Genomic DNA, 21,068 nt, shown 5'->3' with positions numbered 1-21,068 from the left:
TTCTCCTATTTAGTGATAAGTGAGTTGTAGTAAGACATTGCTTCTTCATAAGTTTGCGCCGACTTGCGCTCAACTTCGTTGTCAGAGATTAATCCCATTCTTCCGCGAAGCGATCTTTCCATATTGATTTGCATGATTCCGACACAACCAAGTGCAGTTGAACGAGCCGCATCTTCCCATCCACCCAGAAGGACTTGTGCGGTTTCAGAAGTGATGTCGCCAGTTTTGATGGCTTCCAGTGTTTCGTGATAGCCAACAGCCACTTTTTTCATACTGTTTTTGCAGTTACCGCTAATTTCGGCTTGGGCTAAAGAACTTGCTAGAATCACAAGGGTCAAAAGTAGAGTCTTTTTCATTTCAAACCTCCAAGGTTTTAAAGGGTCGTTAAAGTAATGCATCTCTGCGATGGATGAGTTTTAACGCAATGTGACTAAGGCTTCCAGATGAAATAACTTTATTATTCATAAATAACTTAAGTAAAAATTTATAAATGACGATAAGATGCTGAAATATATGGAAAAAGATGTTTTCAAATTTTCACATTATAGACCCTATTTGAGGGCGCGACTTGAGGCCGCCGGGGCTCGTGGCAGCAAGGCACAGGTTGCAATCATCATGGGCGTGCAGGCCACTTATGTGTCGCAAGTACTTCAGGAAAGTGCGCATCTTAGCCTTGAACAGGCAGAGGCTGCGAATATCTTTTTTAAGCATACGACCCAGGAAGCACACTACTTCTTACTATTAGTTCAGAAAGACCGTGCCGGTACGAAAACCTTGCGTGAGTATTTTCAAAAGCAAATGGAAGACATTCTAAAATCACGTTTGGTTCTGACCGAGCGCTTGGGGAAGACTCAACAACTCGAAGATAAAGATCGCAGTTGGTATTATTCCAGTTGGATTCCCTCTGCGGTACACATTGCGACCACAATTCCCACGCTAAGAACGGTCGAAAGAATCGCCGAGGCCCTGCAAGTTTCATCAGAGAAAATAGTTGAAACCCTGGAACATCTTGAAGCGATTGGTTTGGTAAGAAAAGAAGGCTTCGAATTTCATCCTGGCCAACAAGAGATTCGCCTGGGTAAAGATTCGCACTATATTCTTAAGCATCATACCAACTGGCGTCTGCAAGCGATGCAAAGTCTTGAGCGCGAACGTCTGAATGAACTGCACTATTCAGGTGTCGTCAGTCTTTCCACGCAAGACGTAGTGAAAATCAAAGATCTTCTTTTGGAATCGATTAAGAACAGCATTTCTGTGATTAAGGAATCCAAGGAAGAACAACTTTTCTGTCTGACAATGGACTTCTTTGATTTAAAAAAATAGGCCTGGTTTGAAAAGGTGCCTGCCATCTTTTCGGAAAAAGCGGCAGGCACCTTTTCGTTCTTTTTTATTATGCGTTTCTCCAGATGTGTATTTGATAGTCCCTAAGGTTGCGGGCACTTAATGCGCCGAGCATTTAATTGCGCTGAAAATATCCTAAAGCTTTAACCTTTAAATTCTGCGTCGTGGGTCTGTCTTATTGAGAGACATCTTAGCGACGGCATCCATCATGATTTTCTTCTAAAGCTCGAACATCAAACTTCCGATCACTAGACCAAGGAATGGCTTATGAAGAAGATTGATCAGCTAATGCAAGATTTGGGATTTAACAAAAATGCGCCGGACAGCGTGAAAGAAGCTTTTATTAAGCATCTCATCAAGGCCTCGACAGGTGTAAACGTGATTACGCCCTCTGAAAAACGAGAGATCGAGGAGAATCCGACCCGTATCGTTCAATTTAAGACGCCACAACAACTTAGTTTTGGATTTGTGGAAGAAGAAATACCAAAGCCGAAGACTGGAAAAAAAGCTGTCTCTTAGTAGACTGAATTATTGCGCAAAACATCAATTTGCAAGACTAAGGTCTAGGTTTTCTCCATATTTGCCCGGACTTTAAGCTAGAACTGCATGAATTCCTATTTTCACCAAAAAAATAGTTAGCTCTTGTCCCCGCCATTGGTACCATTTTGGAACTAGACAAGCGACCTAGGAAAAGATTTCCCAGTCGTTGGTTCTGAAAATCACCCATTGAAGGAGGGGATTATATGAGAGGGCTTATGGAAAGAGCCTCTAAAGTTGTGGCGATTTGCCTAACTTTGGTTGGATTCAATGCGTTTGCAGCACAACCTGAAGCAGTTCCTGGAGAGTACGTTGTAAAGCTTAAGAATACTTATGCGATCTCTTCTGTAAACATCTTGAGCCAACAACTTGGCGCTTACGTTAAGTCTACAATCCCCGATCAAGGTATCGTCGTAGTTAAACGCCCTGTCTTCGAACTTACAGACAGCGTTGTTAAGACAATGTCGCAAAATCCTTTGGTTGAAATCGTTGAACCAAACTTCATCTATCGCATCAATAAAGTTCCTAATGATCCTTCATTCGGAAAATTGTGGGGCATGCAAAACGTTGGTCAAAAAGACTCTGAAAACAAAGTAGGCGTTGCTGGCGTAGATATCGGTGCGGTTCAAGCATGGGATATCGAAACCGGTTCAAAAAACACAATCGTTGCAGTTATCGATACTGGTATTAACTACAACCATCCAGATCTTAAAGATAATCTTTGGACAAATGATGCTGAGCTAAACGGTAAAGCAGGTGTGGACGATGACAACAACGGTATCGTTGACGACATTTATGGCGCTAGCTTCGTTGATGCAGCTAAACCAACTGGTAATAACTTGGATGATCATGGTCACGGTTCACACTGCTCTGGTACAATCGGCGCACGCGGCGACGATGGCAAAGGTATCGTAGGTGTCGCTTGGAATGTTCGTATCATGGGCGTGAAGTTCTTGAGCAAAGACGGTTCTGGTTCTTTGGAAGGCGCATTGAAAGCAATCGACTACGCAACCAAAATGGGCGCGAAAATTCTTTCGAACTCATGGGGTGGCGGCGGTTACTCTGAAACTTTGAAACAAGCTATCCAACGCTCTAATGATGCTGGCGCGATCTTTATCGCAGCGGCTGGTAACGAATCAAACAACAATGATTCGAACCCAACTTACCCTGCTACATACGACGTGCCTAACGTTCTTTCAGTAGCAGCTGTTGATAACCGTGGGCAAATCGCTTCATTCTCAAACTACGGTAAAACAAAAGTTCACGTAGCAGCTCCTGGAGTGAATATCTTCTCTTCAATCACGGGCACTGGTTATGATTCTTGGTCTGGAACTTCTATGGCGACACCACATGTGTCTGGTATGGCAGCCCTTCTTCTTTCTCATGAGCCAAATATTACTGGCCTTGAAATGAAGCAAAGAATCATCGCGACTTCTCGCCCACTTGCTGGAATTCGTGGAAAAGTTTCTGCTGGATTTGTAAACGCATACGCAATGTTGACGAACACAACTCCACAACCTGATCCAAACGATCCATCTGGATGGCAGTCAATGTCAGTAAGTGTTTTTTCAGCTCACCCATATGCTGGAAAAACAAATGAGACTTATGAAGTTCGTGTTCCGGGTGCGAAACAAGTAGCAGTTCACTTCTCTACTTTCGACACTGAAAGAGACTATGATAAAGTTCAGTTCTATGATGCTACTGGTAAGCTTGTAGGAACTATGAGCGGTAAGAATGATGATTCATTCGGTCCGGTTGTAGATGGCGAATACGTTAAAATGGTATTCACTTCTGACGATTCCGTAAACCGTAACGGTTGGGATATCGACAAAGCGGCTTACAGATAAGTCCTGCTTCGATTTGATCGGAGTATCGCAAAAATTTTAGTGATAGAATGCCTGTCGTCGAATACTTGATGGGTCTCTAAAGCGGAAAAGCCACCGATGAGGTGGCTTTTCTTTTTTGATTTAGCATCTTTGCTTTTTCACACCAGATGCTTGTCTGAATGTTTGTATTTTTCCAACCATCAATGTCTTCACTCCTTAAAAATTTCATACTGAGACTATTCAGGAGGAAATTATGGAGCCAGAAAAAGAGCGACTGCGCCCTAGAGTTCCCAAAAAGCGCCCTTCAGAAGAAGAGTCTGAAACAATGCCGCCGGAGTTTCGAAAAGAGCCTGAGGATCATATCCAGTTCGAAACGATCAGAAAGAACTATGCTCAAGAGACATCAATTGTCTTAGGATTCTCATTCGTCATTGTGGGGTTACTGGGTTTTGTAATTCCGTATTTTTTAAACTTCCATCTAAGCTACACTAATAACATCATTCACGTTGTCACCGGGACTCTTGCTTTGTGGTTTGGCTTCGATCGCAACATAACAGCGAAAAGATTTTGTTATATTGCGGGAGCGTTTTACGCAGTCCTAGGGCTATTAGGTTTTGTTGCCGGGACTCCCGGGATCGCTTCAGTAGCCAATCCTGTAGAGGACCGCTTTCTGTGGAGATTTATACCTGAAGTATTGGAATTTGGAACCACCGACCATGCAATTCATTTGTTGGTGGGAATTACATTCTTGCTTGCTGCGATTATGAAGTTCACGGTCAAAGTGCCGAAAGAAGGATATTAAAAATTAACGGCAGTCTCTGGTCCCTTTGGGACGAAATCCCCAGCGCACTGCTGGGGCATAGCTTGCTGATGACTCAAGCAGGCCGTCTCTGACGCGTGGATAGATCTCCCAGGTGTTCATAAAACGTCCCGGCCAATATTGAATACGGCATTTCTCCAACTTACTTTGAGCGTCCTCGACGGATCCCAGGATGTCGTCCCCGTCTTCTCGTTTCTTCCAATCATAAAGATCACCCAATTGGAAATAAGATCCGCGAATTCTCTGGTCCCGGCTATCCGTAGAGTATTGATCAGCGAGATCTGCCGAAAGACATCGACCCCCATTTTTTGTCACTTCACTCCAGCCCTGTTGAACCAGTTCAGCACGAGTGGTGAGCAGGCTGCAGATGCTATCCACAACGATATCCACACGCTCATCAAATGAGGGAGCGCGTGTTCTAAGAGTTCTGCGAATGGCTTCATGCCATTGGTATATTTGTCTACGAGTAATGAGCTTTAGAGGTGCCCAGTCAGCAATATTGAACTGTTCTAAACTATAGCCCGTAAGATTCTCGACATTGACGCCGAACTGTTGAGGCTGGCGCCATCTGCGAAATCCACCGCGTGTCACTAAGGCTGCCATATATGGATTTTTATTAAGACTGAGTGTTCTTACGGCCTTTGGTGAAGTCGAAGCGATGGCTTCGATAAATCCGATATCATCAATCCTTTTTACGTATTCTGCATGCCCACCGTGGAATCCCGTCGCGCGCTTTTCAAAATCTGAAAGAATTGGGCTTAAGAAAATAACACCCGGGCGAAAGAAGTCTTTATTGATGGCGACCGGATAAGTGTCAGATTCTAAGGTCAAGGTGGAGACAAGATCTCCTGTATAAGAAATAAATCTTTTGATGCGCTCCAAAGGGGAAAGCCCATCCCAACGGGACATTTCTTGGGTTAAATAGCTTCCCGATTTTGTGACGTCAGAAAACTTTACGGGCAGGCCTTCCCGTGCAGAAAACACAATACGGGCCGCATAAACGGCATCCGCGCAATCAGTCTTTATTCCGTAGAAATCAGATTGAGGATTGGCAAAAACATCTGCCGCCCACTCGCTTTGCAAGAACAGCGAAAATTTAACTTCGTCTTGTTCTGTCCAGCTGCGATTTGCTTTCCATACTGAGGCGCTCGCGGTGGTGCTGATTAGAAAAGAAACGAGAACAAGAAGCTTCATAAGTTAAAACGCACTACCATTGGTGATATCAAGATCAATTGTAAATTCAGTTGGAGTTTCATTGTTGGGACGTACTTTAACAGAAGTGGTGTTAGCCATTTCTGCGAAAGTGGCACGGACCACGCAGAATCTGGGAACAAGCTTAACCTGCCCGTTAATTCTTTGAGAAAGACTTAAAGAATTCGCTCGAGGATATCCAGTGGTTGTGAAGTCCACGTCGCTTTCAAGGATGCTACCTTCGGGTGCAAACTGATTGGAGTTACGGGGATCTTTATTCTTCCCGACATTGCGAAGATCGCAATTGACCGCCAGATTCATCGCAAGATTTGAATCAGCAGCATAAGATGAACCATTCGCTAAATTCTGCGCATTGATCCCAGCTGTAAGGGTATAGATTCCTTCAGAGTTGTCTTTCTTTTTAACGATGTTCTCAATGGGACCTTGGTAGCAAAAGTCGATAAAGTACTTTGTGCCATAAGTTTCTGACGAACTGTTAATTTGAACTTCATTAACTTGATTGCTCCAGGCATTTAGATCTGTAAACAAACTTGTGAAATCACCGGATGCACTTGAAGCAATAATATTGGAGCGGAAGCGCATGGAGCTTGAAGCTGCAACAGTCAGATCTTCCCAGCTTGCAGCAAGTGAATCATCGCCGGCCGTCGAATCAGAACAGACACAAGAACTTTCGTCGCTGCTCGTGCATGCAAGGCCTGTGAGTTGGTTCACACAAGAAGTTCCAGTTGAGACTTTGTGAGCGATGCCAGCATTGCAGACAAAGAAGCCCTCATTCACAGAGGGTCTAATAACGACGGTGGCAAAAGACATGGCAGGAAGAAAGGCAAAAAGAGAAATGAGGAGTTTCATTACTGAACCTCGCAGGAAACAGTCGGCAATGCCTTCGGATTAACTGTATAATTGCCAAATACCGGAGATTCCCGTTTCACCGTGTAGCTGTTGAGATCCCAGCTACCCGTTTCAATATTAAAATCACCCATCGTGAAATCGAGAGTTAGTTTTGAGTAGAACTTCGACTTTCCAGCCTTGATGCATGAGGCGCGTTTTGAATTGCAAACATCATTGTAATAAGAAGGCCATTGGCGATCTTGCCCAAGTTTTTGCAGTGTCTTCAACACCCGCTCCATCTCGACCTCCATATTTGGCGAAGACATAGAGGGAAGGTTTTCCATCGGAGGAAGACCTACAAGAGAGGTTAGCGCCATGATCGGAGCTATCGAATCAAGGCCCGCAGTCCCTTGAAGTCCTTTAAGATCAATGGTCATCTGCTGGATGTCTTTGATGAACAATGTAAAGTCTTCCGCAGGATCTACAAATGTCACAGTCATGCGATAGTGAGTTCCGGGTTTGAGTTCAGTTTCATTCAGAACGTGGGGACCACTTTTCATGAGGCCTTGCCAATTTGGATTTGCAAGACCCGCATGCCACCAGGCATCGATGTAGTTTTCTTTACCACCCTTTTGAACTTCAAAAAGTTCAACCTGTCCCACCACGGGAACATCGAAGTCACTTGGACTTGCACACATTCCTTGATAGCAGCTTTTTTGGGAACGATTGTTCACCAAAAGTGACATATCAACGGTGAAGGTCTCTTTTGAGCCGCGAATTTTCAATTCTCCCATATGAACATCAGCATTGAATTCAGTTGGAAAACGTGGCGTATCCGCACCAAAATCATCTGAAAGATTGAGCATCTTGCTGTGTGGAGCAATGTAGAGGCGAGTTTTTGTTGAACCGATAGGATCAACCTCGGTACTTAGACCGCTGTCGTCGCCAACGACGTAGGCATTTAACGCTGCCTCAACATCTTGAGGAGCAATATTGTTGGCTTTAAGGAAATTCACATCGCGGCACTCATCTTTTACAACTGTGGAAACGGCGAAGCGATTGATGGGACGGATACGAACGAAGCAAAAATCACCTTCTGCCTTCAGGGAACCTGTCGGCATGCGAGTGATTTTGCAATGGCTTTGTTCAGGTTTAAACTCGATAGGTTTATTATCGAGATCGAAGATTTGCATATAAGTACAAGTGCGCAAAACCTTGTGCTGCTGTTCAATAATTTTACTGCGCTCAGAGTAGTCCGGTTGCTCTTTAAAAAAAGAATTTTCGATAGAACATTTCGTATCGATGAGCTGGCCATCAAATGACACGTCGGCGACATCAGAATTCAAAGTGGGACGACGTACCCCCAGTGAAAGCATTAAAAATTTACCAGAATCGAGCTGGCAGCGTTCAATAACAGAAGGAGCTTGAGCCTTCTCAGCAGCTTCAGAAAACATTCCGAGTGCTTTATTTTCATACGAGATAAAATAGTTCATTTTAGGGTCGCGGGACATTTTGCAACCTGCAATAGCCCCGCTGCCATGAAAGACGACGGCAAGAAGTGTGAGAACTCCGATCACGCTTTTATTAAAATTTGTGTTCTTCATATTTCAACTCCTTGCCTGTTCTCACTCCGGCTTCGCCGGAGTAGGATGTACTAACTAGTTAAGACCTTCAGAAGTTGCGCCTTCTTCGATATCAGTGAAAGTACACATTTCAGCACCGTGACGTTGCCATTTTCTGAAGTTAGGAGTTGCAGTCGCAGCGTTTGATTCTGTGAATACATAACGAACTTTACAGAAACGTGGAGTGTGAGTGTTGTTTTGGTTTACCCAGCCATCAACCAATGAAACGTTACCAGTTCCAAGAGTTGCTTGAGAGCCAGCTACGAACAAGTCGCCACCAGTTGAAGGAATGCCTGCAGAGTTGAATCCTGCGAAGATCGCTTCGTTGATAGTTGTGTTGTAAGAACCAGAGTTGTTGCGAGCATATTTGTAAGTACCTTCGCCTTGCTTATCGCAAACTACGAAAGCTTGAACTTTCAAACCAGCAAGTTCAGTGTATTTTTTGCCGTCAACTGTTCCAGGGATAACCAAACCATCACGATTGTTGTCGCCACCATTTACACCAGTTGCCAAGAAATCAGTCGCGTTAGCTTGAGCTTTCAAGTTGAAAGAAGCTACAACACCGTCTTCGAAGTACTCAATTTGAGGACCACGGAAGCAGATGTCTACGAAATATTTCGCGCCATAAAGTTCAGAACCCAAGTTGAAAGAAAGATTTTTGATTGTACGGCCCCAAGCTGTTGAATCATCATAAGCTTGTGTCCAGTTGTTTTGGTTAGGTGAAGCAGAAGAGAAAGTCGTAGAACCAGCTCCTGTAGCAGAAGAAGTGTCACCATTGTCTTTCCAGTCTTGATATTCTACTTTACCGTAGTTCATCAAGTAGTCGCCACCTGAAGCACCAGTACAAACGCAACGAGTGTCACAAACTGCTTGTGTGTTATCACATGTAGTTGGTGTACAAGTGTTTGTAGTACCTTCGAAGTAACAAACCTTTTTAGTTTCAGCCGGAGTCATGATACCCGCGTTACACGCGTACATGCTTGGACCAGAGCTGAAAGTTTTGAATTTGAAACGCAAAGAAATCGCGTTCGCATTTTGAGCTGCTGCGAACATAGTAACTGCCGCGAGCATCATCATAATTTTTTTCATTGATTCTCCTTAATTTCCCTTTTGGGGTTTTGTTATTAAATACGTACCTATTGAAGACTTAGTTTAATTTGTGAACCCAGCACTTGATTGCCTAAGCCTGGCTGGCGAGGACTGACATCGAAGGCTTGAGTTCTTCCATCCGCACTTTTACACAGGATGAAGCTCATTTTTTCCGGTTCTTGCACCGGTGAAAGTTTAATTGCCAAAAGAGGATCATCCGTAGGCGTCGGGCATAGCGCCTGAAGATTACTTAGGAACTCTCCAGAGTTGAGTGGCTTGTAGTAGTTGTAAACGCTTTTAGCGCCGATCAAGATATAATTCGTAGTAGCTAAATATCGAACAATCGCAGATGTTGGAATTTCCGTTTGAGTGGGAACATAATTTTGAGAAATTTGACTAAACAGAGTTCTCAAAACAGTGGAGGTTGTTCCGGCGCAATTTAAGCAATAAGGTTCAGTTCTGCGACACTCGTTATCTTGTTTGCAGAGTACCTGACAATATTCGGCCTCATTCATATCACAAAGAACTTGAGTTTCTTTGATGTAGGCACCTTTTTCATTGATGGCATAACGGCTGTTGATTGAAAAAGCCAATGAAACAGAAGAAACCAGAATAATAGCAGCTGCAAGAATAGCTTTAGAGATCATTATTTCCAGCGCCCTTCTCTAATATATTTTTTGCAGGAGCCACTTGCTCCCCACATATTTCCGTCTGTGCCACCAACATAGAATCCCGACCCATTTTCTCTACATGAGAAATTGAATACAGTTTCGCCTGTGCAAAGATCTGACTTCACCCAGGCTCTTCTTTGGTATGAGTTGGAAGAGAAACCGTTGTCATTGTGGCCGTTGGCATCTTGAATCGAAATCGTAGTAACTTTTCCGCCAGTGAGGCGTTCAAAGAAATCTGCGGCCTTTGCAGAGCAGATGTCTTGGAAGCATTTCAATCCTTGACCTAATTGATTTACGCAATCTTTTGGAATGGTGCCGTAGCGGCGATAAGCATCCGCAACCTTTGCCAAATCAACATTGTAAGACATCGGCACATTGACGGGGTCTTTCTTGGCATTAACAAAACGGTAAATCGCTCTGAAAAGATAGACACCCATTTTAATAGGATTGAATGAAGTTGCAGCGCTGGTCACAGACGCGGCAGATCCAACACCCACAAAATTGATAGAACAGCCACCACAGTAAGAGCGAGTCTTCTCTGGATTGGTCGAGATATTATTTGCTCCATTGGCAATAGCGCCTCCCGTGGATTTGCTGTCGCAATAGTTGACAGAAATTCCGTCGAACGCGAGGAAGTTAAAGGTCTTTGCATTTGGTGCAATCGAAACTGCACATGGAGCACCAGTTAGGGGGCCGAAGTCAGCAAGGAGGGAGGCCACCATCTTCGACTTTTCGATATTCGCATCAAACTTAATCACGCCATCTTTAAGCAAACGTTGGAACGAAGTAACTTTTGGAGGCGTATAGTCCGCGTCGATATAAATGGGCATGAAGTTCCAGCCAAACAAGGCTGTGCTGGCGAGGTCTGCCATGAATACGCGATTCGCTCGCTTTGACTGATACCAAGGATCGTAGATTTTGCAGGCTTTCAATTCAGAATAAGGATTGAAGACGTCAGGAGAAGCGGCCGTTGATGAGATTGGCAGGAAAGCATCAGCATATTGAGCGACTGCATAAAGGTCTACCATGGCCTTGATAACGCCCCGAGCACAGTCAACACCAGAAGCACAAATAACATTTCCTTCTTGAGCACCCAATGAAGAATTCCACACTAAAAGTGGTGCGCCGTAAATTTGCGGTTGGAAAGTTGAAGGAGTTTCTTCCGTCGGAGTACTTAAAACTTCTTTCGCCCAAGATTTAAAACCAGATTTATTTACAGTGTATCCCGCTGCCTGCCAGATATTGGTTTTTTCGAGCTGATCGCAGTAAGGAAGAATTCCTTTCGAGACAACGTCAAAGTAAGCGACAAATTGCTCAATTGAGCGTTTTGAACTATCCAAGGCCTTATTCATGTTCTTAAGCCCAGCGATACCATCAATATCTGATTTCATAAAATCAAGACGTTTATCGCCGGCAAGGCGAACTTCGGTGCAAAGATAGTAAAGCTCGTCCCGCTGAAGTGATGAAAGTTTTGAGGCAAGAGCAATTGGCTTAACGAACTCAACCAGAGTATCGGCAGTCATCGTGTCCGCCAGGATATTCATGAATTGAACGGAACTTTGCAGGCGATTCTTAGCAGAACCGCGAGTTTGCACGAAATTTTTGCGGAAGTTTTCAACCCACTCCCCGGCCGACATATACCCTTTGGTATTGAGGAAGTCGTTATTCACTGCGCGAGCACCGCGCTCAAGCATTGTTTTGTCAGGGCTTTGTGGAACTTCCGTATTAAAGCCAGAATCTTTTGTGTCTTGTTTAGCAAGTTCACGAAGGTTATTAAGAGCCAAATGCTCACTGTCGCAAGAAGGCTTGGTGATGCTCTTGCATCCGTTTGGAATCAGCATCATAGACTCTTCAAGAGCCACAGATTTAAAAACTTCACCAAAGCGCGGGCTCATGTGGTTCACAACGTCGGTATTGCGCCAAGCCCATGAAAGATAAATTTTTACGCTATTCCAGAAATCAAAACCTTTTGCATTCCAACTGTCGAGCTCCCCTGTTTTGATATCAATTTGAAGAGCGGCGTTGCGAGAGTCCAAAGATGCATCGGTGTCGTAGCAGCTGGTGATGTATTTTTCCTGTTCCAGGAAAGCAACAGCCATTTCCTGCAAAGAGGCTGTATCAAGTGTCGTGTTGTGAAGTTGCCCCTGAAGTGGTGAAAACCTTTTTAAGTAGTAACATCCGACGCGACGACTGCCTTGTTGAGACATGAAGTTGGACGCAGAGAAGTTGTCGATCTTTTTCCATTCGGGGCTGACAGAGGTAATCGCGGAGTTTTCAGATAACGCCCAGATTTTTGCCAAATGGTTTTGTAGTTCTGCGCAATAAACTTTATCACCGCATGAATTTGCCAAAGAAGTATAATTGTAAAGTTTCGCCACTTTCAAATTCATCGGCAAGAGAGGCAGTTTGCCCGTCATGATCTTGTTGATGATCGTTAAAGTAAGATGACTGACGGAGAGGCGGAACTCTTTCATCGTGTCTTGTGAGGTTTGTGCCTCGTCAAGACCGATGTTTTTAGCTAACGAGTTGCCCAGCTTGCCGGCGTTATAGCCATCTAGGATCAAGAAAGCAGAAGCAGTTGGATAATCAGAATCAATCGCACATTGTGCACGATTGGTTATGCGCAGGTTGTTCATCTGAGAGGATGTTGTAACCTGGGCGATAGAGTTCGACGAGAACAGCAGTGTTGATGCAGAAACCCAGAAATTCAGGAGTGCATATTTGGAAAACATGAAAATATTCCCGTCGTTTGAAATCTATTTAGCCGCGTTTGCGCAAGAATCAACTTTGTTCAACATTGTTGTGTAGAACAAAATTACCGTCTGATCTGCAGGAGAGAAATTTCTTTTCGTAGATCCGTCGCTGTTAACCATGTTGTACATGTACGTGTTGACGAAGCGGTACACCGCTGGAGTCACGCGCAAATTTGATTGGCAATGGTAGTTTTTGTAAGTGACAGTGATGCCAGCGTTCCAAGTCGTGTCGTTTGGATTGTTGTTATATTTATCACCGATGTAGATAGAAGTTCCGCTGTTGCCGTTGCCGTTGCCGTATCCAACGTTGAAAGAAACAGTCCAGCCTTCGCCAGAGCTGTCAGTGCCAACAATGCGGCACAAGTTGCCAGAGCATGCGATTTCCATCTCTTGAGCGATTTTCTTTTGAATTTCTGCTTCAGTGTAGTTTGGAAGTGGTTTTGGATCGAACTCACCGCTGCCGCCATCGAACTCATCGGCAAATGCGGTTGAATTTACGCAAAGGGCTGCCAAAATCGCCATGAGGGATTTTAGTTTCATATTCTAATTTCTCCGTTACCTTGGTTGGGCGGTCGATTTAAGCTGGTACGTACAATTTTTCTCGAGCGCCCGGGTTCATTTTTTGTAATGAGGCAGAGAGATACTGTAATTGACGAGTATTTAACACAAAAATGACGAAATATTTTTTTATTGTAATTTGGCAGGTAAAGCGGAGCAGTGTGGAGCACTTATCGATTTTTTCACTAAGTATAAGTAAAAATAGAGATATTCCTCAGATTAAACCAGAAACCATTCTTATATATGGTGTCGCATTGTTAAATAACAACAGAAAGTATTTATATACTCTTAAACCAATTTCCTAACCCTTTCGGGTGATCTAAGACTCTGAGATGAACTTCTCCATTTTTAGATTGGTATAATCTGGGAAGTCTAATTGGGTGCAGTGAGAGCCATAAGGAACGAGAACAAATTCAGAATGTTTAATTTTCTCTTTGAAATGATATTGAAATCTGATCGGGGTCACCATGTCTCGTTCACCGGAAATAATAAGAACTGGCGCCTCAATCTTTGTAAGAACTGACTCTCCATCATATTTCATTAATTCTTCGAAGAGATTCAGAAACACTTCAAGATTCATTCTCGCTACGCCGCGAGTATAAACCTCAATATCCTTGAAGTGCGTGACCTTTAAATTAAATCCACCAGCCAATGCGGCAAGGTACATGGACATTGGGTTATCCACAGCCAATTTCCACAGAGTATTCCACAGATCCGGTTGCTGTTCGTACTGTGCTTTAATGAAATAGAAAAAAGGCTCAATGACATCTAAGCCAAACATGCCCTTGATTGGGTTTTTCGCAAAGCCATTGATGAAGATCATGGAGCGAATGACTTCGGGTTTCATTTCATAAAGATGTAATAGTAAAGGCGCGCCAAAGCTGTGTCCGGCAAAATGCGCACGTTTGATTTTCAAATGATCCAACAAACCAATGACATCTTTTCCCAGCGCATCCATGGTGAGATTTCTCATGTCGGCGATCGGTGTGCTTTTGTGGTGTCCGCGCAAATCAAATGCGATGACTTTATATTTTTTGGAAAAGTATTCGATTTGATAGTGCCAATGATTGATGGGACACGCGATGCCATAAATAAGAACAAGCGGATCGCCTTCGCCACGCACCTCGTAATAGATCGGCGTGCCGTCAAAGCTTTCAAAACTGCCTGTTGATTTTGGTATCGTCTCCATGAGGCCCTTGCTTCAGATGCGCTTAAAGATAAGAGACTTTAATGAGGGTTGTACCCACGGAAATCAAGTCTCCATCTTTTAATATTTCGGCATCTACGGCTTTCTTGTTAAGGGTCACCCTGCCTACGGCGTTGATTTTTATTTTAACCATCCCAGGTCCCGGCAGCAGTTCAAAGGCTTCCCGCGGGGCCTCCTCATCCAATAGCTCAATATCCAGGGAGTCAGCCCCGGCTTGGCGTGGACCATACCCTAAAATTATTTCCTCATCGGTCTGGATGCCTTGAATGAACTGAAGCTTGAGTGCGGGTGAAAAACTCTCGGGTTTTGAGCTTGCCGAGCCGTCGACGACTGCTGATTGGCGAACCCCATTGATCACCTTGCTGCGCCAAGTTACGAAAACCTCAAAGTTAATGGCGAGCTCTTCCTCAACGACAATGACTTTAAACTGAGTGCGCCCGATCTCGAAGATAACTCCCGGTAATAACGTCACTTTTTTTACACGGCGACCACTTATATGTATGCCGTTGGAGGATTCCAAATCGACCAAAACCAGTTGATCTTTGGTGTTTACGGATATCTCGGCGTGGGTGCTAGAGACCTTCGGGTCCTTAATGATTATATCGGCCTTGGTGCGTCCAAGAGTCATCCCCTCAGAGACCTGAATCCTGGATCCTTCATTTGCGCCCTCAACGATCTCGATAAATGTAGCCATTATTGAATGATAGGGCTGGATTCTGGGGTATTCAATTGCCTATTACTTGTGCTTGGGCTTTGGCCGTGCTAAACCCTACCTACTCCGGCGTAAGCTGGAGTGAAAACAAGTATTTAAAAAGTTAATAAAAGTCATCCTTGCTCCCGCTCCTGTATGGTGGGGGCTATAAACCGAAAGGAAAATACATGGAAAAAACAATCGCAAAACAACCTTATGAAGTTGTTGTGCTTATGCACCCTGATTCAACTCTCGAAGAACAAAAAGATCTGTTCAAAAAGAACAAAGGAACAATTGAATCGTTCCAAGGTTCTGTGAACTCTTTGGAAACTTGGGGAAAACGCAACTTGGCGACTCAAATCGGTAAGTTGAAAAAAGCTATCTACTTCCATTCTACATTCGAAGCAGATACTCAAGCTATTGCTGAGCTTGAAAGAACTATGCGTATCAACGACAAAGTTCTTCGCTTTATGCATACTCGCCTTGATGAGCGCGTACCTTTAGCTAAATTCGTGGAAGGCTTCAAAAAAGGTCTTTCTGAATCTGCTGCTCGTGAAAAAGAGCGCGAAGCTAAAATGCTAGCTCGTAAAGCTGCGTTTGCTGCTGCAAAAGCTGACCGTTCTGATCGTTCAGATCGCGAATAGTTAGTAAAGGCGCATAGCTCATGAAGAAGACCGCCAGTCCGCAGAAGTTCATCACAATTTCATCTCTCTCGATTTTGTTGTCGATGTTAACTGTGATTTTTGGCGCTCCTCTTCTTCGCGTGCTACGCCAGGCTTACGGTCCTTGGGCCTTTTGGATCCTTGGACTGTCAGTAACAGGGGCTGCGTGGCTCCTCAACGCTCAACCGCTTGCTCTTTTCATTGGCTCCGTTTGGATGACTTTAGGCGCATACAATGAAATGGAACAAAGAGGTCTTGGGTGGTGGCTCTCAGGAATTCTGAGTGTGCTATTGGGTGCCGGTGCTGCAAGCATCAGTATTTATGGCGCGTTCAAAGTGAACGGGATTAACACGTACGCTGAAGTTCAGAAGTTGGTCGAACAATTTGCAGAGAAGGTTCAACAAGCGAACCCCGCTGTTAAATTAGACGCTTCAATTCTGATGCAGCAAATTCCATCAGCCATTGTCATCTTGTTAATTTTGGCATTAGGTGTGGGATTAATTTTTGAGAGAAGGGTTTTCTCGTGGCTCAATTTGCCCCGCGTGAAAATTGCCTCTCAGCTCAAGTTGTTAGAATATCGTGTGCCTGAGTTTTTTATTTGGGTAGCGATGATCGCCTTCCTTCTAACAATGGTGAGTTTTGGCGGTAAGGCCATTGCCATCCTCGCAGCGAATATTGTGAACGTAGCACTCGTTCTTTATTTCTTTCAGGGTTTGGCGGTGTTGGAGGTATTTCTGAATTCGTTGAAGGTCGGTACCTTCACTCGAGTTTTGACATACATAATCTTGGTCGGCCAGTTGCTGCTTATTTTAAGCATCGTTGGTTTGATCGATTACTGGGTTGATTTCAGAGGTCGCATTCGCAGAATGAAGATCGCTGGAGCTGACCAACAGTAGATTTTTTCGCTCTGACCTAGTCAGAGAAGATATGGAGATCACATGAAAGTTATTCTTCAAAAAGACGTTAAGGATGTAGGTCGTGTTGGTGAATTGGTGAACGTTTCTGAAGGTTTCGCAAGAAACTTCTTGTTCCCACGTAAACTAGCTGCTGAAGCAACTGAAAAACGCGTAAAAGAGTATGATCACTTGAAACGCGTTGCTGATGCGAAGAAGAAAAAAGCTTTGGCTGAACGCCAAGCACTTCTTGCTAAAATCAACAACACAACTGTTTCATTCAAATTGCAAGCTGGCGCTGATTCAGACAAGCTTTTCGGTACAGTAACAACTACTGATATCTCTAAAGAGCTTCAAAAATTGGGTCACTCTGTAGATCGTCGCGACATCCACTTGGAAGAGCCAATCAAATTCTTGGGTCAACACAAAGCGGTTGTTCGTTATGCAGAAGGTTTGGAAGCTAAGATCCAGATCTCTGTTGAGCGCGCGTAGTTCGACAGATTGTTAGATAACAATTAAAAATTGTTTAGAGGTCTTCGGCTTACACCGAGGACCTTTTTAATTTTGTTAGGATGTCTTTTTTCAATTGCCCCCACTCTGATTTAAGTGTTTAAGGTTTTCTCCCGGGGGAAATCCATGAGTTTTAACAAGGTCTTAACATCGCTAGCAGTATCTACTTGCTTGTTTATGTTGTCGGCCTGTTCGGGTTCTCCATCATCGCGGGAAGTAAATCCAAAATTGATCAGTTCCGCTATTGTTGGCGGGGCAAAAGTAATCTCTTCAGATCTGATCAGTAAAACTACTGTTGCGATTTTAATATCCAGCTTCGATCGCAATCATGTTGAGTCTCAATATCTCTGCACGGGCTCTTTACTTCGCTCGGGAGTTATTCTTACGGCCGCGCACTGTGTGCCACCTTCGGATAAGCACTATGATACTCGCATGTATGTTGTGTTCACTTCTGATCTGGACAACCTTTCAGACAGCGATATTCGCCTTGTGACTGATCAAGTGGTTCATCCCAAGTTTGGTCAAAGTGGACCTATGGGCGAAGATTCAAATGACATTGCATTATTAAAGTATCCAGGATCTTTCCCACAAGGTTATCGCGCGGCTCGATTGCTTCCTAATGATTCGCTTTTAAAGCCGAAGTTGACCGTGACATTGGCTGGCTATGGTTTGAATGACGGCATCACTAAGGCCACTGACAATCAATTGCGTAAAGTTGATGTGATCCTGGGCCAGTCATTTGGCGACACCGAGATTATCTTGGATCAATCAAATGGAAAGGGCGCTTGTCATGGAGACTCTGGCGGCCCAGCCTTCGTGACGATCAAAGGTTCCTTGTTCTTGTGGGGAGTGATCAGTCGTGGCTTGGGCGATGACAATTGCAACTCGAATGGTGTTTATACCAAAATCAACTCGCAGCATGAGTTTATCGATTCTGCCCTGATAAAATTGGGCTTTCGCCCTTAATTAAGCGGAAGCAGAGTTCTTTTCTGCCTCAGCCATTTCCAGAAAAACCAAATTTAGATATTCAGCCATCACTTCGCGCAATTCTTCGAGATTTAAATCAGCAGGATTGAAACCATTTTTTGTGATGAGTGCATTGAGCTCGTTGTATACGGGGCTTTCTGGTAAACCCGTCGCTTCAACAACTGTCTGTAAAAGTCCTGACTCTGATTCCATAGGCCCGCCTCCGTGCGTGTCTATTTGAGGTGCAAAAATCTTGCACCTCTTAATCATTCGACTCTTCCACTCAATCAAGAGGTTAATTTGAACACAATGGGAATCGCTCGAATTAGGCCTTGGTCCAGCGAAAGGGACTGGGCGTGATTTAACGTCGGTGTGAGTATTCCTTGCCCCAGGTGCGGGCTTTGGGAAGGCACCAATAAAGGAATGGCAGAAGAAGTCTGCGTGGGAAGGCTCGGCGGATATAGTAAAAGAGCTTCGCATCCAAGGTGCATGGAATCCATAAGGGTGCGCGTTCCTTCTCGATGACCTCAATAATGATCTTGGCAATTTTTTCCGGAGTGGTTAGAGACATATTCATCATCTTGGCTACGAAGGGAGTCATGTTTTGATAAAAGTCTTTGTAAGGACCGCTCCAGTTGCGTGTCGGGTCAGATTTGTCAGTGTGATAGACATTTTGAAATGAGGAGGAGTGTATGAATCCGGGTTGAACCATGCATACGGTGACACCGAAGGGTCGCATTTCATACCAGAGGGATTCGCAAGCGCCTTCCAGAGCAAACTTGGAGGCGGAATAAGAAGACATAGTTGGCATTGCGAGCATTCCGGCTACCGAAGAAATATTGATGATCTTCCCTCTTCCCGTTTCGCGCATATGTGGCAGCACCAACCGGATAAGTCCAATCGGCCCTAGATAGTTTGTTTCCATCTGCAAGAGCTCATCTTTGGCTGTCATGTGCTCCACGACAGCGCGATAAGAGATGCCAGCATTGTTCACGAGAACATCGACGCCACCCCAAACACGTTGAATGTCGGCGATTAAACGCTGTCGATCATCTTCGGAGGTGACATCAAGAACGCGAATCAAAAAACGATCATCTTCTTGGAATTCTTTGCGGACTTTATCGATGCTTTTTTCACGAGCCGTGACGACGACACGATATTCACTGTGCGCGTGAAGCATTTTTGCCAGCGCAAGTCCAATACCTGAAGAGCAGCCAGTGACCAAGATCACGGGCTTAAAATTTTGATCGGCTTTCTTGAGGTGATGTCGAAATGAAAAAGGCCACATAAGTGGCCTTGATTATCCTAGGAGGGAGCTCCAGGAGCAAAGTTTTTTGGTCTGCCACCTGGCATAGGTGGTGGTGCCTGTGGAGGAGGAAGCGGATTCACCGCGCCACCCTCATTATCAGCATCTCTGAATCGATTGTATTTCGCATCGAAACGAAGTTTCACTGTACCTGTGGCACCATTACGCTGTTTGCCCACAATGACCTCAGCGTGACCTTGCTTATCTGGATCTTCCTTGTCGTAGTAGTCATCACGATAAAGCATCATGATAACGTCGGCATCTTGTTCGATAGATCCGGACTCACGAAGATCTGAAAGCATTGGACGACGATCCGAACGACCTTCCACACCGCGATTTAACTGCGCCAGTGCGATGATCGGAATTTGCAATTCTTTGGCGATCGCTTTTAAGTTCTTGGAAATTTCCGCAACCTCTTGCTCACGCGAAGAGAATTTTTGTTTCATGCTCATCAACTGCAAGTAGTCGATCATGATGCAATCAAGGCCGTGTTCTGCTTTCAAACGGCGGGCACGAGAACGAATTTCAAATGGCGACATACCCGGAGTATCATCGATAAAGATGGATGCTTCGCTGAGCGCGCTGGCCGCGTTGATTAACTTCGGCCAAGCTGAATCCTGGATTTTACCATTTCTGATCTCACCCATATTCACACGTGCTTCGGCAGACAACATACGCATCATCATCGACTCTTTACCCATCTCGAGAGAGAAGTAAGCGATACATTTCTTACCGCGAAGGGCGATGTGCTGTGCAACGTTCAGAGAGAAGGCTGTTTTACCCATCGACGGACGAGCGGCGATGATCGTCATCTCACCTGGGTGAAGGCCTGAAGTCATTTTGTCCAACTCGGTAAAACCTGTCGCAAGGCCTGTGACATCGGCTTTGCGCTTGTAAAGCTCTTCGATCTTTTGGATAGACGCTTTAACGATTTCCATAGAGCCAACAAGGCCCGTTTGGGTTTTATTTTCACTGAGTTTGAAAATTTCGCTTTCCGCTGAGTCCATGAAGGATTCAACGTCCACGAAGTCAGAATCATAAGCGCGTTCAATCAACTTACTGTTCGTAAGGATCATTTTGCGAAGCAAACTTTTTTCGCGAACGATCTTGGCGTGCGACGCAATATTGGCTGACGAAATAGTTTTATCAAGCAAGCTAATCAAATACTCAGGACCGCCGATCATCTCCAGTGTTCCTTCAGCTTGAAGAACGTTGGTCACGGTGATGATGTCAATAGGTTGAGTTTTGCTATGCAATTCCTTGATAGCAGCATAGATCTTTTGATGACCCGGCTTATAGAAGTCCTCGGCGAACAAAAGGTCACCGATTTGATCCAAAGCTTCGCGGTCTAGCATTAGACCGCCGAGAATAGATTGTTCAGCCTCTAGATTTTGAGGCGGAATTCGCGTGCTCATTAGAACCCCTCTCGAGACACGAAATTAATCGGACGAAACATATTTTACACTTCGATTTTAGCGAAGTAAAGTTGCGGACCTTACGCGTGGTGGTGGTTCGAGGTGGCCCGCTGATGCAAAACTTTGTGTGATCTTGTCTACCCTCCGACGAGGTCGGAGTA

At 44.5% G+C, this 21,068-nt stretch carries 21 protein-coding genes; 8 read left to right on the top strand and 13 right to left on the bottom strand.

The genetic code is table 11. The features are described 5' to 3' along the window. Positions 1-5 precede the first annotated feature (5 nt). Positions 6-356 (bottom strand): hypothetical protein, encoded by a 351-nt coding sequence (locus tag NWE73_RS00930; RefSeq protein ID WP_277576387.1) that lies wholly within the window; start codon positions 354-356, stop codon positions 6-8. 157 nt (positions 357-513) lie between these two features. Between NWE73_RS00930 and NWE73_RS00925 the strand changes: the two genes are divergently transcribed. The 4 genes from NWE73_RS00925 to NWE73_RS00910 all read left to right on the top strand — a co-directional run bounded on the left by NWE73_RS00925 (position 514) and on the right by NWE73_RS00910 (position 4,506). Then, on the top strand, positions 514-1,323 hold the full coding sequence (locus tag NWE73_RS00925; protein WP_277576386.1) for a TIGR02147 family protein: 810 nt from the start codon (positions 514-516) through the stop codon (positions 1,321-1,323). Between the two features lie 285 nt (positions 1,324-1,608). After that, positions 1,609-1,860: a hypothetical protein gene (locus NWE73_RS00920; protein WP_277576385.1), complete on the top strand. Its 252-nt coding sequence runs from the start codon at positions 1,609-1,611 to the stop codon at positions 1,858-1,860. 224 nt (positions 1,861-2,084) lie between these two features. Next, positions 2,085-3,725 carry a S8 family serine peptidase gene (locus NWE73_RS00915; RefSeq protein WP_277576384.1) on the top strand — a complete coding sequence of 547 codons (1,641 nt, stop codon included), beginning with the start codon at positions 2,085-2,087 and terminating at the stop codon, positions 3,723-3,725. A 232-nt stretch (positions 3,726-3,957) separates the two neighbouring features. Further along, complete coding sequence (locus NWE73_RS00910; protein WP_277576383.1) at positions 3,958-4,506, top strand: DUF4383 domain-containing protein; 549 nt, start codon at positions 3,958-3,960, stop codon at positions 4,504-4,506. Between the two features lie 3 nt (positions 4,507-4,509). Here NWE73_RS00910 and NWE73_RS00905 read toward each other — a convergent pair whose 3' ends face one another. The 9 genes from NWE73_RS00905 to NWE73_RS00865 all read right to left on the bottom strand — a co-directional run bounded on the left by NWE73_RS00905 (position 4,510) and on the right by NWE73_RS00865 (position 15,158). Then, entirely contained in the window at positions 4,510-5,718 is a 1,209-nt protein-coding gene (locus tag NWE73_RS00905) for a hypothetical protein (RefSeq protein ID WP_277576382.1), read from the bottom strand. A 3-nt stretch (positions 5,719-5,721) separates the two neighbouring features. Beyond that, complete coding sequence (locus tag NWE73_RS00900) at positions 5,722-6,585, bottom strand: hypothetical protein (protein WP_277576381.1); 864 nt, start codon at positions 6,583-6,585, stop codon at positions 5,722-5,724. Further along, complete coding sequence (locus NWE73_RS00895) at positions 6,585-8,168, bottom strand: hypothetical protein (RefSeq protein ID WP_277576380.1); 1,584 nt, start codon at positions 8,166-8,168, stop codon at positions 6,585-6,587. Before NWE73_RS00895 ends, NWE73_RS00900 begins: the two co-directional genes overlap by 1 nt. A gap of 54 nt (positions 8,169-8,222) precedes the next feature. Beyond that, positions 8,223-9,275: a protease gene (locus NWE73_RS00890; protein WP_277576379.1), complete on the bottom strand. Its 1,053-nt coding sequence runs from the start codon at positions 9,273-9,275 to the stop codon at positions 8,223-8,225. 47 nt (positions 9,276-9,322) lie between these two features. Beyond that, on the bottom strand, positions 9,323-9,922 hold the full coding sequence (locus NWE73_RS00885) for a hypothetical protein (RefSeq protein WP_277576378.1): 600 nt from the start codon (positions 9,920-9,922) through the stop codon (positions 9,323-9,325). Continuing rightward, a complete protein-coding gene (locus NWE73_RS00880; protein WP_277576377.1) occupies positions 9,922-12,678 on the bottom strand; it encodes a hypothetical protein in 2,757 nt (918 codons plus the stop codon). Before NWE73_RS00880 ends, NWE73_RS00885 begins: the two co-directional genes overlap by 1 nt. Positions 12,679-12,702: 24 nt before the next feature. Further along, the gene (locus tag NWE73_RS00875) at positions 12,703-13,239 is read right to left on the bottom strand and encodes a protease (RefSeq protein ID WP_277576376.1); all 537 of its coding nucleotides are present in this window, start codon (positions 13,237-13,239) and stop codon (positions 12,703-12,705) included. Positions 13,240-13,576: 337 nt separating this feature from the next. Further along, the gene (locus NWE73_RS00870; protein ID WP_277576375.1) at positions 13,577-14,446 is read right to left on the bottom strand and encodes an alpha/beta fold hydrolase; all 870 of its coding nucleotides are present in this window, start codon (positions 14,444-14,446) and stop codon (positions 13,577-13,579) included. Positions 14,447-14,468: 22 nt separating this feature from the next. Beyond that, positions 14,469-15,158, bottom strand: coding sequence for an FHA domain-containing protein (locus NWE73_RS00865; RefSeq protein ID WP_277576374.1), 690 nt, complete (start codon positions 15,156-15,158; stop codon positions 14,469-14,471). 185 nt (positions 15,159-15,343) lie between these two features. On the opposite strand from NWE73_RS00865, the gene rpsF reads away from it, so the two are divergent. From rpsF to NWE73_RS00845, 4 genes are all read left to right on the top strand, one after another. After that, positions 15,344-15,799, top strand: coding sequence for a 30S ribosomal protein S6 (gene rpsF, locus NWE73_RS00860; RefSeq protein ID WP_277576373.1), 456 nt, complete (start codon positions 15,344-15,346; stop codon positions 15,797-15,799). Between the two features lie 20 nt (positions 15,800-15,819). Beyond that, positions 15,820-16,713: a DUF2232 domain-containing protein gene (locus tag NWE73_RS00855; RefSeq protein WP_277576372.1), complete on the top strand. Its 894-nt coding sequence runs from the start codon at positions 15,820-15,822 to the stop codon at positions 16,711-16,713. Between the two features lie 42 nt (positions 16,714-16,755). After that, positions 16,756-17,202 carry a 50S ribosomal protein L9 gene (rplI, locus tag NWE73_RS00850; RefSeq protein WP_277576371.1) on the top strand — a complete coding sequence of 149 codons (447 nt, stop codon included), beginning with the start codon at positions 16,756-16,758 and terminating at the stop codon, positions 17,200-17,202. Positions 17,203-17,346: 144 nt separating this feature from the next. After that, positions 17,347-18,186: a S1 family peptidase gene (locus NWE73_RS00845; RefSeq protein ID WP_277576370.1), complete on the top strand. Its 840-nt coding sequence runs from the start codon at positions 17,347-17,349 to the stop codon at positions 18,184-18,186. On the opposite strand, the gene NWE73_RS00840 is transcribed toward NWE73_RS00845, so the two are convergent. From NWE73_RS00840 to dnaB, 3 genes are all read right to left on the bottom strand, one after another. Further along, positions 18,187-18,399 (bottom strand): hypothetical protein, encoded by a 213-nt coding sequence (locus NWE73_RS00840; RefSeq protein ID WP_277576369.1) that lies wholly within the window; start codon positions 18,397-18,399, stop codon positions 18,187-18,189. Positions 18,400-18,547: 148 nt separating this feature from the next. Further along, entirely contained in the window at positions 18,548-19,417 is an 870-nt protein-coding gene (locus NWE73_RS00835) for an SDR family NAD(P)-dependent oxidoreductase (RefSeq protein ID WP_277576368.1), read from the bottom strand. A gap of 74 nt (positions 19,418-19,491) precedes the next feature. After that, the gene (gene dnaB, locus NWE73_RS00830; protein ID WP_277576367.1) at positions 19,492-20,907 is read right to left on the bottom strand and encodes a replicative DNA helicase; all 1,416 of its coding nucleotides are present in this window, start codon (positions 20,905-20,907) and stop codon (positions 19,492-19,494) included. Positions 20,908-21,068: the final 161 nt, after the last annotated feature.

This window comes from Bdellovibrio svalbardensis (genome assembly GCF_029531655.1).
Lineage (GTDB): Bacteria > Bdellovibrionota > Bdellovibrionia > Bdellovibrionales > Bdellovibrionaceae > Bdellovibrio > Bdellovibrio svalbardensis.
Note: the sequence above shows the minus strand (reverse complement) of the source record. Positions and strands in the feature narration are given on the sequence as shown.

Coding starts and splice junctions, on each gene's coding strand:
- NWE73_RS00905 (WP_277576382.1), bottom strand. CDS start 5,718: ATGAAGCTTCTTGTTCTCGTTTCTTTTCTAATCAGCACCACCGCGAGC.
- rpsF (WP_277576373.1), top strand. CDS start 15,344: ATGGAAAAAACAATCGCAAAACAACCTTATGAAGTTGTTGTGCTTATG.
- NWE73_RS00925 (WP_277576386.1), top strand. CDS start 514: ATGGAAAAAGATGTTTTCAAATTTTCACATTATAGACCCTATTTGAGG.
- NWE73_RS00885 (WP_277576378.1), bottom strand. CDS start 9,922: ATGATCTCTAAAGCTATTCTTGCAGCTGCTATTATTCTGGTTTCTTCT.
- NWE73_RS00900 (WP_277576381.1), bottom strand. CDS start 6,585: ATGAAACTCCTCATTTCTCTTTTTGCCTTTCTTCCTGCCATGTCTTTT.
- NWE73_RS00895 (WP_277576380.1), bottom strand. CDS start 8,168: ATGAAGAACACAAATTTTAATAAAAGCGTGATCGGAGTTCTCACACTT.
- NWE73_RS00910 (WP_277576383.1), top strand. CDS start 3,958: ATGGAGCCAGAAAAAGAGCGACTGCGCCCTAGAGTTCCCAAAAAGCGC.
- NWE73_RS00880 (WP_277576377.1), bottom strand. CDS start 12,678: ATGTTTTCCAAATATGCACTCCTGAATTTCTGGGTTTCTGCATCAACA.
- NWE73_RS00870 (WP_277576375.1), bottom strand. CDS start 14,446: ATGGAGACGATACCAAAATCAACAGGCAGTTTTGAAAGCTTTGACGGC.
- NWE73_RS00875 (WP_277576376.1), bottom strand. CDS start 13,239: ATGAAACTAAAATCCCTCATGGCGATTTTGGCAGCCCTTTGCGTAAAT.
- NWE73_RS00845 (WP_277576370.1), top strand. CDS start 17,347: ATGAGTTTTAACAAGGTCTTAACATCGCTAGCAGTATCTACTTGCTTG.
- rplI (WP_277576371.1), top strand. CDS start 16,756: ATGAAAGTTATTCTTCAAAAAGACGTTAAGGATGTAGGTCGTGTTGGT.
- dnaB (WP_277576367.1), bottom strand. CDS start 20,907: ATGAGCACGCGAATTCCGCCTCAAAATCTAGAGGCTGAACAATCTATT.
- NWE73_RS00840 (WP_277576369.1), bottom strand. CDS start 18,399: ATGGAATCAGAGTCAGGACTTTTACAGACAGTTGTTGAAGCGACGGGT.
- NWE73_RS00855 (WP_277576372.1), top strand. CDS start 15,820: ATGAAGAAGACCGCCAGTCCGCAGAAGTTCATCACAATTTCATCTCTC.
- NWE73_RS00930 (WP_277576387.1), bottom strand. CDS start 356: ATGAAAAAGACTCTACTTTTGACCCTTGTGATTCTAGCAAGTTCTTTA.
- NWE73_RS00920 (WP_277576385.1), top strand. CDS start 1,609: ATGAAGAAGATTGATCAGCTAATGCAAGATTTGGGATTTAACAAAAAT.
- NWE73_RS00865 (WP_277576374.1), bottom strand. CDS start 15,158: ATGGCTACATTTATCGAGATCGTTGAGGGCGCAAATGAAGGATCCAGG.
- NWE73_RS00890 (WP_277576379.1), bottom strand. CDS start 9,275: ATGAAAAAAATTATGATGATGCTCGCGGCAGTTACTATGTTCGCAGCA.
- NWE73_RS00915 (WP_277576384.1), top strand. CDS start 2,085: ATGAGAGGGCTTATGGAAAGAGCCTCTAAAGTTGTGGCGATTTGCCTA.